Genomic DNA, 16316 nt, shown 5'->3' on the forward strand with positions numbered 1-16316 from the left:
CAGCTGGTGGTCGCGGCAGCCGAAGGCACGCCCGGCCTCCACCAGTTCCACCGGGACCTGCCGGATGCCGAGCGCGGTCAGCCGCACCGCCGGCGGCATGGCGAAGATCACCGTGGCGATGATGCCGGGCACCCGTCCCAGACCGAAGAACATCACCGCCGGGATCAGATAGACGAAGGCCGGCATCGTCTGCATCAGGTCGAGCAGCGTCTTGCCGATCCCGTCGGCGACGCGGCTGCGCGCCATCCACACCCCCAGCGGCACCCCGCCGATCAGGCTGAGCACCGTGGAGGCGAGGACCAGTCCCAGGGTGGACACCGTCGGCTCCCACAGCCCCATCGCGTGGATGGCGCCCAGCGCCAGCAGCGTGAACAGGGCAAAGCCACGCCCGACCCGCCACCACGCCAGGGCTGCCAGCCCCAGCGCCAACGCCCAGGGCGGCAGGCCCAGCAGCAGGCCATCCAGCGCGCCGCCCAGCCCGTCGACCACGCCGGCGATGGCGTCCAGCGTCGGCTGCCCATGGTCGAGGATCAGCGCCACCAGCCGCTCCGACCAGTACCCGATGCCGCCGCCGATGGTTTCGCTCAGCCACTCATCCATGGCGGGCGCCCATCGCCGCGGTGCCGCTGCGGTCGAGCGCGGTCAACAGCGCCGCGCGGGAGATGACGCCGACGAGGCGCCCGTCCGCCTCCACCACCGGCAGCGGGCCGGGGGCCATCGCCACCCGCCCCAGCAGGGCGTGCAACGGCGTGTCGGCCGCCACCGGCTCCAGCCCGGACAGGGGTGGAGCGCCATCGGACGACGGGCCGGCAAGGTCGCGGGCGCGCAGCACGCGCGAGATGTCGACGCCGCGGAAGAAGGCACGGACATAGTCGTCGGCCGGCGCCCGCAGGATCTCGGCCGGCGTGCCAATCTGGGCGATGCGCCCGTCCTCCATCACCGCGATGCGGTCGGCCAGCCGCATCGCCTCCTCGGCGTCGTGCGAGATGAAGACAATGGTCCGCGCGTCCTCGCGCTGGAGCCGCAGCAGCTCGTCCTGCATGTCGCTGCGGATCAGCGGGTCGAGCGCCGAAAAGGCTTCGTCCATCAGCATGATGGTCGGGTTCTTGGCCAGCGCGCGGGCCAGCCCGACCCGCTGCTGCATGCCGCCCGACAGCTCCCGCGGGTAGCGGTCGGCGTAGGCGCCGAGCCCGACCCGCTCCAGCGCCGCCAGCGCCGCCTTGCGGCGGACGGGCTTGGCGACGCCGGCGACCTCCAGCCCGAAGGCGGCGTTCTCCAGCGCGGTGCGGTTGGGCAGCAGGGCAAAGGATTGGAAGACCATGCTCATGTCACGGCGCAGCACCGCCACCAGCTCCGACCGCGACAGCCGGGTCAGGTCGCGGCCGTCCAGCCGGATTTCCCCCTCCGACGGTTCGATCAGCCGGTTCAGCAGCCGGATGATGGTCGACTTGCCCGATCCCGACAGCCCCATGATGACGAAGATCTCGCCAGCCCGGATGTCGAAGCTGGCCTCCACCACCCCGACGCTGACGTTCAGCCGTTCCAGCACCTCGGCCTTGCTCGCCCCCTGCCGCAGCATCGCCAGCGCCGGCCGCAGGTCGTCGGCGAAGACCTTGCGCAGGTGGCGGACCGCCAGACGCGCCTCTCCCGGTGCCGTCGAAGACGAACGGGTCGGGGTGGGCAGGATGATCGTCATGGCAAGGCTTCCGGAAAACGGTGCGAACGGTCGAAGGCAATCGGGCCGTAGATTGCCCCGAGACAAGGGGCGCGGTCGATAGCGGCGTTCACTGTTTTTGCATTTTGATGACCATACCGGTCGATTGACCACCGGCGGCCACCGATTTTATTTTGATTGGTCGTTCAATAAAAATCCCCGGCCTTTTGATCCGGATGCCGAAGCCGGTCTGGCGGCCTATGACCGCCGATGACATCCGGACGAGCGTCAACCGGAATCACTCGCCTTGGTGAAGGTATTCTCGGCCGAACGTCAGACAAACGGCACCACCGCGTCATGAAATTGCATGATTGCGATGCTTCCGAACACCGGACCTGACGGCGAGGAAGCATTGTTGCGAAACATTTCTCCATTTTCTTTGATCCACTTTGCGATCCCCTTCGTATGCAGTCGCACGAGGAGCGCGCCTCCCAAACGATGACTGCCCCCACAACGCCCCGGAAAGGGATCGTCCGATCATGACTGTCGAGTTGTCCGATGGCCACGCCAAGCGTCTTGCCACCTTCGCCATCACCGACGACGATCTCGCCCTTCTCCGCGCCGGCCGCGATTTTGCGGAACGCCGGCTTCCCGCCCTGCTGGAGCAATGGCACAGCCGGTTCGATGCGTGGCCGGAAATCCAGGAGGCGCTGAAGCGGCCGGAGGTGAACGCCGCCCGCGTCGACCATTGGACCCGCGCCGCCTCCGGCCGGATCGACGCCGAGTTCGCGGACTCGGCTCGACGCCTGGCGACGCTGTTCTACGCCAACGGCGTGCCGGCCTACGCGGTGTCGATCTGCCATTACATCGTCAGCTCCGGCATCGCCCGCGAGTTGGGCCTGACCAACCCCGACGACGGCGCACTGGCCGGCCTGTTCGGCGCCGGGGCCCGCCGGACCAGGGCGGCGCTGCTGCAGGCGCTGACCAAAGTGGCGTGGTTCGACCTCGAACTGCTGCTGGAGACCTACAAGGCGGCGGAGGAGGAGAGCAAGCGGGCCGCGTTCGACCGGCTCGCCGGTGATTTCGAGGGCAGCGTGAAGAGCATCGTCGAGGGCACGGTCGCCGCCTCGACCCAGATGCAGGGTCACGCACAGCGCCTGTCGGCGATCGCCGGCACCACCAGCCGCCGCTCGTCCGAGGTGGCGGCGGAGACCGAGACCGCGTCGGCCAGCATGCAGACGGTCGCCAGCGCAACGGAGCAGTTGGCCAGCTCGATCGCCGAGATCAGCCGCCACGTCAACCAGTCCTCCCGCATCTCGACCTCCGCGGTCGAGGAGGCGGAGCGGACGAAGGGCACGGTCAGCGGTCTGGTCGACGCCGCCCAGCGCATCGGCGAGGTGGTGAACCTGATCAACCACATCGCCAGCCAGACCAACCTGCTGGCGCTGAACGCCACCATCGAGGCGGCGCGGGCGGGGGAGGCCGGCAAGGGCTTCGCCGTCGTGGCCAACGAGGTCAAGAGCCTCGCCAACCAGACCGCCAGGGCGACGGAGGACATCTCCAGCCAGATCGCCGGCATGCAGAGCGCCGCCGGCAGCGCCGCCGAGGCGATCCACGCCGTCGGCCGCACCATCACCCACATCAACGAGATCGTCACCTCCGTCGCCGCCACGGTGGAACAGCAGACCGCCGCCACCCAGGAGATCACCCGCAACGTGCAGGAGGTCGCGGTCGGTGCCCGGCGCGTCACCAGCTCCATCACCGAGGTGACGCGGTCCTCCAGCGAAACCGGCGGCCTCGCCGACGAGGTGCTGATCGCCGCCGGCCTGCTGCATCGGCAGGCGGGCGCGTTGAACCACGGCGTCGGCGACTTCCTGGGCCGCATCCGCTCCGCGCGGTAGTGGTCCCCCGGGGGAATGCATGGCTGCCGCGCCCCGCCGTTCGCCGCGTCCGTCTGGACGGGATGGCTCGGCGGTGGGCAGCATGCGACCGGCGCAAACCATACGTGCAGGTATGATTCCGTGGTGGGGGTTCGGGACGGGGCCGGCAGGGGCCAAGTGAGGGCGGCGGCGCAATGGGTCGGGCTGCTCGCGCTGTCGGCGGCGGTGACGCTGGGGCTGGATGCCATCGGGCTGCCGGCGGCGTGGCTGATCGGGCCGATGATCGCCGCCATCGCGCTGGGCGTCGGCGGCGCGTCGGTCCGGGTGCCGGCGTCGGGCTTCACCGTGGCGCAGGCCATCATCGGCTGCCTCGTCGCCCACGCGGTCACGCCGTCCATCCTGCTGTCGATCGCCCGGAACTGGCCGCTGATGCTGGGCACCGTCGGATTGACGGTGCTGGTCAGCGGCATCGTCGGCTGGCTGTTCGTGCGCTACGGCAACCTGCCCGGCACCACCGCCGCCTGGGGCGTGTCGCCCGGCGCCGCCTCCGCCATGGTCGCCATGGCCGGGGAGCATGGGGCCGACGCCCGGCTGGTCGCGGTGATGCAGTATCTGCGCGTCGTGCTGGTGGTGCTCAGCGCCTCGCTGGTGACGCACGCGTTGAAGGCGGGCCAGCCGCAGGGCGGCGCCGCAGCGGTCGCGCCGGGGGAGGCGCTCGACCCGCTCGGCCTTGCGGCGACGCTGCTGGTCGCGGCGGTCGGCGGCTGGGCGGGGCACCGGTTCCGCATCCCGTCGGGGGCGCTGCTGGTGCCGATGGTGCTGGGCGCGCTGGTCCAGTCGGGCGCCGGCGTGACGCTGCAACTGCCGCACCCGCTGCTGACCGTCACCTACACCGTCATCGGCTGGAGCATCGGCCTGCGCTTCACCCGCGAGGTGCTGCGCCACGCGCTCCGCGCGGTGCCGCAGATGCTGCTGTCGACCGGGCTGATGATCGCGCTGTGCAGCCTGTCGGCGTGGTTCCTGGTCTCGCTGCTGCCGACCGACCCGCTGACCGCCTTCCTGGCAACCAGCCCAGGCGGGCTCGATTCGGTGGTGGTGATCGCGCTCGGTTCCGGCGTCGACCTGCCGCTGGTGCTGGCCCTGCAGACGCTGCGGCTGTTCATCGTCGTGCTGTCGGGGCCGCCGCTGGCCCGCCTGATCGCGCGCTACGCCTGACGATCCGCTCGGTCGTATCGTTGCGCCGCCGGTCGTTGCGGCCGTATCCTTGTCGCCCGACACCTCTCATCCGGAGTCCCCGGCGATGACCGACCGTCCCCACCGTCCCGAAACCATCGCCGCCGGCGCCCTGGGCTACGAGGACGCCGCCAGCGGGGCGATCATCCCGCCGATCCATCCGTCCACCACCTACGTCCGCGATCCCGACAACGGCTATGGCCGCGGCCGGGTCTACGCCCGCGCCGACAACCCGACCTTCGACACGCCGGCCCGCACCATCAGCGCGCTGGAAAAGGGCGCGGACACGCTGCTGTTCGCCTCGGGCATGGCGGCGGCGACCGCGGTGTTCCAGGCGCTCGACCCCGGTGACCATGTGGTGGTGCCGGACGTGATGTATTGGGCCTTCCGCAACTGGCTGCACGGCCCGGCGACCCGCTGGGGCCTGCGGGTCGAGGGGGTGGACACCAGCAACACCGACGCGTTGCGCGCCGCGCTGCGACCCGGTGAAACCCGGCTGGTCTGGGTGGAGACGCCGGCCAACCCGCTGTGGACGGTGACCGACATCGCCGCGGTGGCCGAGCTGGCGCACGAGGCGGGGGCCTGGCTGGCGGTCGACAGCACGGTGGCGACGCCGGTGCTGACCCGGCCGATCGAACTGGGCGCCGACATCGTCATGCATTCGGCGACCAAGTACCTGAACGGCCATTCCGACGTCATCGCCGGCACCCTGACCACCGCCCGCAAGGACGAGTTCTGGAGCCGTATCAAGGCGGTGCAGACCCAGCAGGGCGGCATCCTCGGCAGTTTCGAGGCGTGGCTGCTGCAACGCGGCCTGCGCACACTGTTCGCCCGCGTCCGCTGGCAGAGCGCCGCGGCGCTGACGCTGGCGGAGCAGCTGGCGGCTCACCCGCAGGTGGCCGAGGTGCTCTATCCCGGCCTGCCCGGCTTCCAGGGTCACGGCATTGCGGCGCGGCAGATGAACGGCGGCTTCGGCGGCATGCTGTCGATCCGGGTCAAGGGCGGCACCCAGGCGGCGATCGACACCGCCGCCCGTGTCGGCGTCTGGCGCCGCGCCACCTCGCTGGGCGGCGTGGAAAGCCTGATCGAGCATCGCGCCAGCGTCGAGGGGCCGACCTCTCCGGTGCCGGGCGACCTGCTGCGGCTGTCGGTCGGGCTGGAGTCGCCCGACGACCTGTTCGAGGATCTGGCCCAGGCCCTGCGCCGGCCCTGATAATCCCGGAAAGCCGGGTTGCGGACGGGCGTCCTGCCCGCCACGGCCCGGTCCGTGGCCCGGACATATCGACGCAGCCGGCCGGCGACCATCATCCGCGAGGTCTCCCCACCGCGGTTAGGGCTTGACAGTGAGAATGATTCGCGACGTTATTCGCTGAGAATAAGTCGCACTTGCTGTCCTTCACCGACCCGACGTTCGAGGAGACCTCCATGTCGAAGCGCGCTGCCGGCCTTGCCGCCGTAGCCGTCATTGCCCTGCTGCCCTTCTCCGCCCCCAGCTATGCGGCGGCACCGGCCTACAAGGACGTGGCGAAGAACTACGCCGACATCGCCCACGCCGCCTACGAGGACGCCGCCAATGGCGCCAAGGCGCTGAAGAAGGCCGTCGACGCCCTGGTCGCCAACCCGACCGAGGCGAACCTGGCCAAGGCGCGCGACGTCTGGAAGGCCGCCCGCGTGCCCTACATGCAGACGGAAGCCTTCCGCTTCGGCAACCCGATCGTCGACGAATGGGAGGGCAAGGTGAACGCCTGGCCGCTCGACGAGGGGCTGATCGACTATGTCGACGACGGCTATGCCGGCGGCGAGAGCAACCCGTACGCCAAGGCGAACGTCATCGCCAACCCGAAGATCACCGCCGGCGGCAAGACCATCGACGCCCGCAAGATCACCAAGGACCTGCTGACCGAGAAGCTGCACGGCGCCGGCAAGGTCGAGGCCAACGTCGCCACCGGCTACCACGCCATCGAGTTCCTGCTGTGGGGTCAGGACCTGCACGGCACCGGCCCCGGCGCCGGCGAGCGCAAGGCGACCGACTACGCCAAGGGCAAGGACTGCACCAACGGCAACTGCGAGCGCCGCGCCCAGTACCTGAAGGTCGCCACCCAGATGCTGGTCGACGATCTCGGCGAGATGGCCGCCGAGTGGGCCGCCAAGGGCAAGGCCCGCGCCTCCATCGCCAAGGCGCCGGAGAGCGAGGGCGTCGCCCGCATGCTGACCGGCCTGGGCTCGCTCAGCTACGGCGAACTGGCCGGCGAGCGCATGAAGCTCGGCCTGATGCTGCACGACCCGGAGGAGGAGCATGACTGCTTCTCCGACAACACGCACAACTCGCACTATTACGACGAAGTCGGCATGGTGAACGTCTACAACGGCAGCTACAAGCGGACCGACGGCAAGACCGTCTCCGGCCCGTCGCTGTCGCAGCTGGTCGCCGCCAAGTCGGCCGACGCCGACGCCGCGGTGAAGACGGCGATGGCCACCACCACCAAGGCGATGCAGGCGATCAAGGACACCGCCGACAGCGGCAAGATGGCCTACGACCAGATGATCGCCGCCGACAATGACGAGGGCAACAAGCTGGTCGCCACCGCCATCGACGGTCTGGTCGGTCAGAAGAAGGCGCTGGAGGGCGCGGTCAACGCGCTCGGCGTCTCGGTCGAGGTCAAGGGCTCCGACAGCCTCGACGACCCGTCGAAGGTCGCCAAGTAAGCCACCCGCCAGCAAGGCCGGCCAACGACGGCCGGCCGAGCCAGCCTGTTCCCCGGCTCCGGTCCCGCACGTGTCCGTGCATGACCGTTCCCTCTCCTTCCCTTCCGGGCCGCCGCGTGCGGGACGGCGGGGCCGGAGCCGGATCTCCGCACCGCACTCCCTGGACGCCGTCATGCCGCACCGCCTCGCCGCCCCCCTGTCCCGCCGCACCCTGCTGCGCGCCGGCGGCGCGGCCGTCGCCGCGACGGCGCTCGGCGGCACCGGACTGGCCGCATCGGCCGCCGGGGCCCTCAAGGCCGGCTCCCCCGCGCCCAAGGCGACCACCGCCCCCGGCGACCTCGTCGAAATCGAGCTGGTCGCCAAGGAGCGGATGCAGCGCATCCTGCCCGAACCGGCCGCCCCCTCGCCGCTGGTCACCTACGCCGACCATTTCCCCGGCCCGATCATCCGCATGCGCAAGGGCCAGCGGCTGCGCGCCACCCTGGTCAACGGGCTCGGCGAACACACCTCGATCCACTGGCACGGCATCCGCCTGACCAACGCCGAGGACGGCGTGCCCTACCTGACCCAGCCGCCGACCAAACCCGGCGAGCGCCACGTCTACGAATTCACCCCGCCCGACGCCGGCTCCTTCTTCTTCCACCCCCACTGCAACACGGTGGAACTGCTGGGCCGCGGGCTGGCCGGCGTCCTGATCGTCGAGGAACCCGACGCGCCGAAGGTCGACGCCGACCTCGTCTGTCTGGTCAAGGACTGGCAGTTGGACAAGACCGGCGCCTTCGGCGCCTTCTTCACCGACCGCGGCGCCTCGCGCGCCGGCACCTTCGCCGGCGTCTCCACCGTCAACGGCCAGATCGAGCCGGTGATCGAGGTGCCGGCCAACGGCGACATCCGCGCCCGCCTCTACAACATCGACAGCACCCGCGTCGTCGACCTGCGGGTGGAGGGGGCCGACGCCTGGATCATCGCGGTCGACGGCAACCCACTGCCGCCCCGGCCGCTCGATGGCTGGCCGATGGGGCCGGCGATGCGGCTCGACGTGCTGTTCCGCGCGCCCAAACAGGCCGGCCAGACCGTGCGCCTGACCAACGTCTATGCGGCCGAGCCCCGGCCGCTCGCCACCTTCCGCGCCGTCGGCCCGACCCTGCCCAACCGGCGCTTCAAGGTGCGGGGATTGCCGGCCGGCAGCATCCCGGAACCCGACCTGAAGAACGCCCCGGTCATCCCGATGGCCTTTTCCGCCACGGCGGTGGCGCAGAGCTTCGACGCCGCGACTCTGGTCGGGCTGCCCTACGCCGATTCACTGTGCCTGTCGCAGAAGACCTTCTGGGCGATCAACCAGCAGAGCTGGCCGGAGGGCGGGCACGAGCGTCTGCCGCCGCCGCTGGCGACGCTGGAAAAGGGCCGCAGCTACATCTTCGAACTGGCCAACCTGACGCCGCACCTGCACCCGGTCCACATCCACGGCTACACCTTCAAGGTGCTGTCGTCGGACGCGCGCAAGGTCGTGCCGCACCACGCCGACACCGTGCTGCTGGAGCCGAAGGAGCGGCTGCGCGTCGCCATCAAGGCCGACAACCCCGGCGACTGGATGTTCCACTGCCACATCATCGAACACCAGGACACCGGCATGATGGGATACATCCGCGTTGCGTGAGACCGTCCGCTCCGACGCCGGGCGTGAATCGATGAAAACCAGTCTGCGTCATCCCCGCGAAGGCGGGGATCCAGACGTTCCCACGAGTACCGTCATGCAGCCCCTGGATCCCCGCCTTCGCGGGGATGACGTTCCCCTTTGGAAAGCTCCCGGCAGGCGTGCCGCACTCGCCGCCGCCCTGCTGCTCTGCCTCGCCCCCGCCGCGGCGCAGGCCGCCGACAGCCTGGACACCCGCATCGGCGAGGCGCTGTTCCGCCGCATGTGGGTTGCCGCCCCCACCGCCACCCAGGCGGCGGATGGGCTGGGGCCGCTCTACAACGCGCGCTCCTGCGCCACCTGCCACCCGCGCGGCGGCGGCGGACGCCCGCCCGACCCGGCGGTGGAGGGCGATGCCGGCGTCGGCTATGCGATCAAGCTGAGCGCCGACCCGGTCTATGGCCGGCAAATCCAGTCGAACGCCATTCCCGGCCAAGCGGTCGAGGGCCGGCCGCGCGTCACCTACCGCGAGGAAACCGTGCGTTTCCCGGACGGCGAGACCGTCCGCCTGCGCCGCCCGACCCCGGTGGTCACCGACCTCGGCTATGGTCCGCTGGCAGAGGCGACGGCGATGTCCGCCCGCGTGTCGCCGCGGGTGCACGGCATGGGGCTGCTCGACCGCGTTCCGGCGGAGGAGATCGAGGCCGAAGCGACGCGGCAGGCGGCATCGGGCGGCCCGGTGGCCGGACGGGCCAACCATGTGGTGGTCGACGGTCGGACCCAGGTCGGCCGCTTCGGCTGGAAGGCGATGCACCCGACGCTGGACCACCAGGATTCGGAAGCCTTCAGCCTCGACATCGGCATGTCGACCCCGGCCTACCGCGAGCCGTGGGGCGACTGCACCCCGGCGCAGACCGCCTGCCGCAACGCCCCGCACGGCGATTCCAAACAGTTCGAGGAGCTGGAGATCCCCAGCACCATCATCGGGCTGATCGACGGCTATCTGCGCGACCTGCCGCCGGACGGCAGCCTGACGGCGCCGACCGACACGGCCGGCGCCGCCCTGTTCGCCGACACCGGTTGCGCCGCCTGCCACCGCCCGTCCTACGTGACGGCGGAGGATGCCGAGCATCCGGCCCTGTCGAAGCGCGCGATCTTCCCGCACAGCGACCTGCTGCTGCACGACCTGGGCGAGGGGCTGGGCGACCAACTGCCGATGGGCGAGGCGCGCGGCCGGGACTGGCGCACCACGCCGCTGTGGGGGCTGAACCGGCTGGCGGCGCAGGACGGGCGGCTGTCGCTGCTGCATGACGGCCGCGCCCGCAGCGTGACCGAGGCGATCCTGTGGCACGGCGGCGAGGCCGCGCCGGCGAAGAACCGTTTCATGACCCTGAAGGGCGAGGCGCGGAAACGGCTGGTGCGCTACGTGCTGGGTTTGTAAAGGAGACGGCGGGGGGCCACACCCGCCATTCGGCAGAAGGGATTTGATCGTATGCGACGCCGCATAGTGCTTGGACTGATGTCGGCCGCCGCCGCGGTGGCGGCGCTGCTGCCGGGGGCGCCGGCGCTGGCCGCCCGCCGGACCGACAAGGACAGCGATTTTCTCGGTGGCATGGTCCGCACCCACGCCCTGCCCCGCTTCGACGCGCTGGTGACGGCAGCCACCGCCTACGCCGACACGCTGGACCGCTTCGCCGCCAACCCGACCGCCGCCGGGCTGGAAGAGGGGCGGGCCGCCCACCTCGCCGTCACCGACGCCTGGGCGGCCGTCCAACACCTGCGCCCCGGTCCGCTGACCATCAATCTGCGCGCCGACCGCCTGTCCTTCTGGCCGGAACGGCCGGGCGTCGTCCAGCGCCAGATCGCCCAGATCCTGCGCGACCACGACCCCAAGCTGCTGCAGCCGGGGGCGCTGGCCCGCCAGAGCGCCGCGGTGCAGGGCCTGACCGTGCTGGAGCGGCTGCTGTTCGACGACGGCGTGACGGTCGACGGCTTCACCGGCAGCGACGCCAAGCACTACCGCGCTCAACTGGCCGCCGCCGCCGCCCGCAACATCGCCGTCATCGCCACCGAGGCGCGCGACGGCTGGAAGGAGCTGGAAGCGCCGCTGGCCGCCGGCCAGCCGACCGTGCTCGGCCCCACCCCGGCCGAAGCGGTCAACACGCTGTTCGCCTCCGCCATCACCGCGATGCAGGTCGTCATCGACCAGAAGCTGATGGCCCCGCTCGGCCCCGGCATCGACGACGCCAAGCCGGCGGTGGTCGAGGCGCTGCGCAGCGGCCGGGCGCTCCGCAACATCGCCCTCAACCTCGGGGGCTTGCGCGCCCTGCTGATGGGCGAGCATGGCGGGCCGGGTTTCATCGCCCTGCTGCCCGACAACGACGACGGCGCCACCGCCAAACAGGCGATCGACGAGAGCTTCGCCGCCGCCATCAGCGCCATCGACGCCGTGCCGGAACCGCTGAACAAGGCGGTGACCGACCCGGCCACCCGCAAGAAGACCGAAAGCGCGCTGCGCCTGATCAAGGCGGCGCGGGTGGAGATGCTGGGCACGCTGGCGCCGCTGCTCGACATCACGCTGGGCTTCAACGAGCTGGACGGAGACTGACCATGCCGGTGGACCGCCGGAACATCCTCGGCCTCGCGGCAGGCCGCATCTTCGGCGGCCGGCTGTTGGGCGGCGGGCTGCTGGCCGCCTTGACGGGCCGGGCGCGCGCCGCCGACGGGTCGGCGGGCACCCTCTACCTCAACGCCTACGCCACCGCCGGTGCGGAGCCGAGCTTCGGCGTCGCGGCGCTGGACCAGGCTGGCAAGATCCTGTTCACCACCGCCACCCCCGGCCGCGCCCACGGCATCGTCGCCCACCCATCCAAGCCGGAGGCGGCGGTGTTCGCCCGCCGGCCGGGACGCTGGTTCCAGACGCTGTCGCTGCTCGACGGCACGCCCGGCCCGGTGGTGCGGGCACCGGACGACCGCCGCTTCACCGGCCACGGCGACTATTCGGCCGACGGCACGCTGCTCTATGCGGCCGAGGACGACGTCCCGCGCGAAGAAGGCGCCATCGGCGTCTACGACGCGACCGATGGCTACCGCCGGGTCGGCGCGCTGCCGACCCACGGCCTCGGCCCGCACGAGCTGGTCCTGATGAAGGACGGTGCGACGCTGGCCGTCGCCAACGGCGGCGTCATCACCCACCCCGACACCGGCCGGGCCAAGCTGAACCTCGACAGCATGGACTCGTCGCTGACCTATGTCGAAGCGGCGACCGGCCGGTTGCTCGACAAGGTCCGCCTGCCGGAGGAGCACGCCAACCTCGGCATCCGCCACATTGCCCTGCTCGACGACGGCGGCGTTGCGTTTGGGGTGCAGGATGAGCGGCCGATCGGCCTGCTGCAACCGCTGACCGGCGCCCACCGCCCCGGCAGCGGCACCATCCGCCTGTTCGACACGCCGGAAGACGTGCTGTCGCGCCTGCAAGGCTACATCGGCAGCGTCGCGTCGGACGGCGCCACCGTCGCCGCCAGTTCGCCGATGGGTGGGCTGATCGGGCTGTGGGACGCGGCGAGCGGCGCGTGGCTTGGCTCCACCGCGCTCGCCGACGGCTGCGGCTTGGCCCCGAACGGCCAGGGCTATCTGGCAACCAGCGGGCTGGGGGTGATCGAACCGGTGTCGCCCAGCGCCGCCGCCGGCCCGGAACGCCGGGCGCCGGCCTTCCGCTGGGACAACCACCTGACGCGCCGGGTGGCGTGACGCCACGTGCAATTGGGGGAGGCGTTCTGCCCCCTCCCCGACCCTCCCCCGCTTCGCGGGAGAGGGAGCAGGCGCTTATGCGGGAGAGTGGCGGCAGTCCCCTCTCCCTCGCAGAGGGGGAGGGTTAGGGAGGGGGCAATCACCCCTCCCGCTCACCCCATCAACGCCGCCCCATGGTGGCGCAGATGGTCCTCGATGAAGGTGCTGATGAAGAAGTAGCTGTGGTCGTAGCCCGGCTGCATCCGCAGGGTCAGCGGATGGCCCACCGCCTCGGCCGCGGCGACCAGCGCCTGCGGCTTCAACTGGGCCTCCAGGAAGCTGTCGCGGTCGCCCTGGTCGATCAGGATCGGCAGGCGCTCCGATGCTGTCTTGATCAATGTGCAGGCGTCCCACTCCAGCCAGCGCGCGCGGTCGGGACCGAGGTAACGGCCGAACGCCTTCTCGCCCCACGGCACCGCCGCCGGGTTGACGATCGGCGAGAAGGCCGACACCGCCTTGTAGAAACCGGGATGCTTCAGCGCGCAGACCAGCGCGCCGTGTCCGCCCATCGAATGGCCGGCGACCGACCGGCGGTCGTTGACCGGGAAGTTCGCCTCGACCAGTGCCGGCAGTTCCCGCGTCACGTAGTCGTGCATGCGGTAGTGCCGCGCCCAGGGCTGTTCGGTCGCGTCCAGATAGAATCCGGCGCCGAGCCCGAAATCCCAGGCACCGTCGGGATCGCCCGGCACGCCCTCGCCACGCGGGCTGGTGTCGGGGGCGACGATGGCGAGACCGAGTTCCGCGGCGACGCGGAAGGCGCCGGCCTTCTGGGTGAAGTTTTCGTCGGTGCAGGTCAGGCCCGACAGCCAATAGAAGACTGGGACGGGCGCGCCGGCCTCGACCTGCGGCGGCAGGTAGATGGCGAAGGTCATCGCGCAGTCCACCGCCGCCGACGGGTGCCGCACCCGCTTCAGCCAGCCGCCGAAGACGCGGGTTTCCGACAGGATGGTCAGGGGTTCGGTCATTGAACTGTGCCTTTTGAAACTTGATGCGTGGGTTAAGCCCTCTCCCGCCTCTCGCACAAACTTCGTTTGTGCTGACGGCGTCAGGCGGATCTAAGATCCGCTGAGAGCCCCGGGAGAGGGAGGGGACCCACGAAGTGGGGAGGGTGAGGGGTAAGGCAAGGATCAAGGAGCGCATGGTTCCTTGAGCTACCCCTCACCCTTCCCACCGCTTCGCGGCGGGCCCCTTCCCTCTCCCGGGGCGGGAGAGGGAAGGCAGGTCACCCCACCGATTTAGTAGAGGATGACCGAGCGGATGCTCTTGCCTTCGTGCATCAGGTCGAAGGCGTGGTTGATGTCCTCCAGCCCCATGGTGTGGGTGATGAAGGTGTCCAGCTCGAACTCGCCGGCCAGATAGCGGTCGACGATGCCCGGCAGCTCCGAGCGGCCCTTGACGCCGCCGAAGGCGGAGCCGCGCCAGACCCGGCCGGTGACAAGCTGGAACGGACGGGTGGAGATCTCCTCGCCGGCGCCGGCGACGCCGATGATGACCGACTCGCCCCAGCCCTTGTGGCAGCATTCCAGCGCCGACCGCATGACGTGGACGTTGCCGATGCATTCGAAGCTGTAGTCGACGCCGCCATCGGTCATCTCGACCAGAACCTCCTGGATCGGGCGGTCATAGTCCTTGGGGTTGACGACGTCGGTGGCGCCCAGTTGCTTGGCGATCTCGAACTTCGACGGGTTGACGTCGACGCCGATGATGCGGCTGGCCTTCGCCATCGTCGCGCCGATGATCGCCGACAGGCCGATGCCGCCCAGGCCGAAGATGGCGACGGTCGAGCCCGGCTCCACCTTGGCGGTGTTCATCACCGCACCCATGCCGGTGGTGACGCCGCAGCCGAGCAGGCAGACCTTCTCCAGCGGCGCCGCCTTGTTGATCTTGGCGAGCGCGATCTCCGGCAACACGGTGTATTCGGAGAAGGTCGAGGTGCCCATGTAGTGGGCGATCTCCTTGCCCTTCAGCGAAAAGCGGCTGGTGCCGTCGGGCATCAACCCCTTGCCCTGGGTGGCGCGGATCGCCTGGCACAGGTTGGTCTTGCCGGACAGGCAGAATTTGCACTTGCCGCATTCCGGCGTGTAGAGCGGGATGACGTGGTCGCCGACCGCGACGGAGGTGACGCCGGGGCCGACCTCCACCACCACGCCGCCGCCCTCATGGCCGAGGATGCAGGGGAAGACGCCTTCGGAATCCTTGCCGGACAGGGTGTAGGCGTCGGTGTGGCAGACGCCGGTGGCGACGATGCGGACCATCACCTCGCCGGCCTTGGGGGCCGCGACCTCGACCTCTTCGATTTCCAGCGGACGGTTGGCTTCCCAGGCGACGGCGGCACGCGACAAGACCATGTGGGTTTTCCTTCCCCGATACGGATTTGGACACTCGTTGCTTCCAGTGTAGACCCGCGCCGGTCATTGCCAGAACGGCAAATTCGGGAATAGATTTTTGCCATATGGGGATAATGCGGCGGGCGATGGGGCCATGAGCGGCTGGGACGGGATCGACGAGTTCGTGGCGGTGGCGGAAACCGGCAGCTTCTCCCGTGCGGCGGAGCGGCTGCGGGTGTCGTCCTCCCACATCAGCCGCAGCGTGGCCAAGCTGGAGGACCGCCTGCAGGCCCGGCTGTTCTACCGCACCACCCGCAAGGTCAGCCTGACCGAGAGCGGGCGCGCCTTCCTCGCCCGCTGCCAGCGGCTGGCGGAGCAGCGCGACGACGCCTTCCTGGCGGTGGGCGCGCTGCAGGGCGGCCGCGACGCCGAGGTGAAGGGCCTGCTGCGCATGACTTGCGCCACCGCCTATGGCGAGCAATTCGTCATGCCGCTGATCAACGACCTGATGGAGCGCCACCCGCAACTGAGCATCGAGGTGGAGTTGACCAACCGCCGGCTCGATCTGGTGCAGGAGGGCTACGACCTCGCCATCCGGCTCGGCCGGCTCAGCGAATCCAGTCTGGTGGCGACCCGCATCGCCCCGCGCGTGATGCATCTGTGCGCCGCCCCCGCCTATCTGGAACGGCACGGCACGCCGGACAGCCTCGTCAGCCTGAGCAGCCACCAATGCCTGATCGGCACCACCGACCAGTGGCTGTTCGACGACGGCGGGCAGGACTGGCTGTTCCGGCCGCGCGGGCGCTGGCGCTGCAACAGCGGCTTCTCGGTGCTGGACGCAGCGCTGCGCGGCTTCGGCCTCTGCCAATTGCCCGACTATTACGTCCGCGGACCGGTGGCGGAGGGGCGGCTGGTTTCCCTGCTCGACCGCCACCGCCCACCGAACACCGCGGTGTGGGCGGTCTACCCGCAGAAGCGGCACGTGCCGCCCAAGGTCCACGCCGCCATCCGCCATCTGAAGGACGGCTTGGCGCGGCGGCCGGAATACCGCTGAGCAGCGCCCTTCCTGCAAATGCGAATTACTTGCATTCGCA

Annotated in this window: 14 protein-coding genes; 9 read left to right on the plus strand and 5 right to left on the minus strand. The window is 70.4% G+C overall.

What is annotated here, in order from left to right; all coding sequences use genetic code 11:
* The 3 genes from TSO352_RS10890 to TSO352_RS33195 all read right to left on the minus strand — a co-directional run.
* Positions 1 to 600, minus strand: a 600-nt coding sequence (locus tag TSO352_RS10890) for an ABC transporter permease subunit (protein WP_146210745.1), incomplete at its 3' end; no start/stop codon positions are given.
* On the minus strand, positions 593 to 1696 hold the full coding sequence (locus tag TSO352_RS10895; RefSeq protein ID WP_109107323.1) for a betaine/proline/choline family ABC transporter ATP-binding protein: 1104 nt from the start codon (positions 1694 to 1696) through the stop codon (positions 593 to 595). The genes TSO352_RS10895 and TSO352_RS10890, both read right to left, overlap by 8 nt.
* Before the next feature lie 88 nt (positions 1697 to 1784).
* Positions 1785 to 1946, minus strand: a complete 162-nt coding sequence (locus tag TSO352_RS33195; RefSeq protein ID WP_158284565.1) for a hypothetical protein — start codon at positions 1944 to 1946, stop codon at positions 1785 to 1787.
* Between the two features lie 247 nt (positions 1947 to 2193).
* Here TSO352_RS33195 and TSO352_RS10900 point away from each other — a divergent pair, with 247 nt between their 5' ends.
* The 8 genes from TSO352_RS10900 to TSO352_RS10935 all read left to right on the plus strand — a co-directional run bounded on the left by TSO352_RS10900 (position 2194) and on the right by TSO352_RS10935 (position 12856).
* On the plus strand, positions 2194 to 3555 hold the full coding sequence (locus tag TSO352_RS10900) for a globin-coupled sensor protein (RefSeq protein WP_109107324.1): 1362 nt from the start codon (positions 2194 to 2196) through the stop codon (positions 3553 to 3555).
* Between the two features lie 120 nt (positions 3556 to 3675).
* Positions 3676 to 4749: an AbrB family transcriptional regulator gene (locus TSO352_RS10905; protein ID WP_247872022.1), complete on the plus strand. Its 1074-nt coding sequence runs from the start codon at positions 3676 to 3678 to the stop codon at positions 4747 to 4749.
* A gap of 85 nt (positions 4750 to 4834) precedes the next feature.
* Entirely contained in the window at positions 4835 to 5980 is a 1146-nt protein-coding gene (locus TSO352_RS10910; protein WP_109107326.1) for an aminotransferase class I/II-fold pyridoxal phosphate-dependent enzyme, read from the plus strand.
* 212 nt (positions 5981 to 6192) lie between these two features.
* Entirely contained in the window at positions 6193 to 7473 is a 1281-nt protein-coding gene (locus TSO352_RS10915; protein WP_109107404.1) for an imelysin family protein, read from the plus strand.
* 172 nt (positions 7474 to 7645) lie between these two features.
* Positions 7646 to 9130 (plus strand): multicopper oxidase family protein, encoded by a 1485-nt coding sequence (locus TSO352_RS10920; RefSeq protein ID WP_109107327.1) that lies wholly within the window; start codon positions 7646 to 7648, stop codon positions 9128 to 9130.
* Positions 9131 to 9224: 94 nt separating this feature from the next.
* On the plus strand, positions 9225 to 10547 hold the full coding sequence (locus TSO352_RS10925) for a di-heme oxidoredictase family protein (protein WP_109107328.1): 1323 nt from the start codon (positions 9225 to 9227) through the stop codon (positions 10545 to 10547).
* Positions 10548 to 10598: 51 nt separating this feature from the next.
* Complete coding sequence (locus TSO352_RS10930) at positions 10599 to 11714, plus strand: imelysin family protein (protein ID WP_109107329.1); 1116 nt, start codon at positions 10599 to 10601, stop codon at positions 11712 to 11714.
* A gap of 2 nt (positions 11715 to 11716) precedes the next feature.
* Positions 11717 to 12856, plus strand: a complete 1140-nt coding sequence (locus TSO352_RS10935) for a DUF1513 domain-containing protein (protein WP_247872023.1) — start codon at positions 11717 to 11719, stop codon at positions 12854 to 12856.
* 152 nt (positions 12857 to 13008) lie between these two features.
* Here the strand turns inward: TSO352_RS10935 and fghA are convergent, their stop codons facing one another.
* Positions 13009 to 13860: an S-formylglutathione hydrolase gene (fghA, locus tag TSO352_RS10940; RefSeq protein WP_109107330.1), complete on the minus strand. Its 852-nt coding sequence runs from the start codon at positions 13858 to 13860 to the stop codon at positions 13009 to 13011.
* 270 nt (positions 13861 to 14130) lie between these two features.
* Entirely contained in the window at positions 14131 to 15243 is a 1113-nt protein-coding gene (locus TSO352_RS10945) for an S-(hydroxymethyl)glutathione dehydrogenase/class III alcohol dehydrogenase (protein WP_109107331.1), read from the minus strand.
* A 133-nt stretch (positions 15244 to 15376) separates the two neighbouring features.
* Here TSO352_RS10945 and TSO352_RS10950 point away from each other — a divergent pair, with 133 nt between their 5' ends.
* Positions 15377 to 16276 carry a LysR family transcriptional regulator gene (locus tag TSO352_RS10950; RefSeq protein ID WP_109107332.1) on the plus strand — a complete coding sequence of 300 codons (900 nt, stop codon included), beginning with the start codon at positions 15377 to 15379 and terminating at the stop codon, positions 16274 to 16276.
* Positions 16277 to 16316: the final 40 nt, after the last annotated feature.

This window comes from Azospirillum sp. TSO35-2, assembly GCF_003116095.1.
In the GTDB taxonomy this organism is placed as follows: Bacteria; Pseudomonadota; Alphaproteobacteria; order Azospirillales; family Azospirillaceae; genus Azospirillum.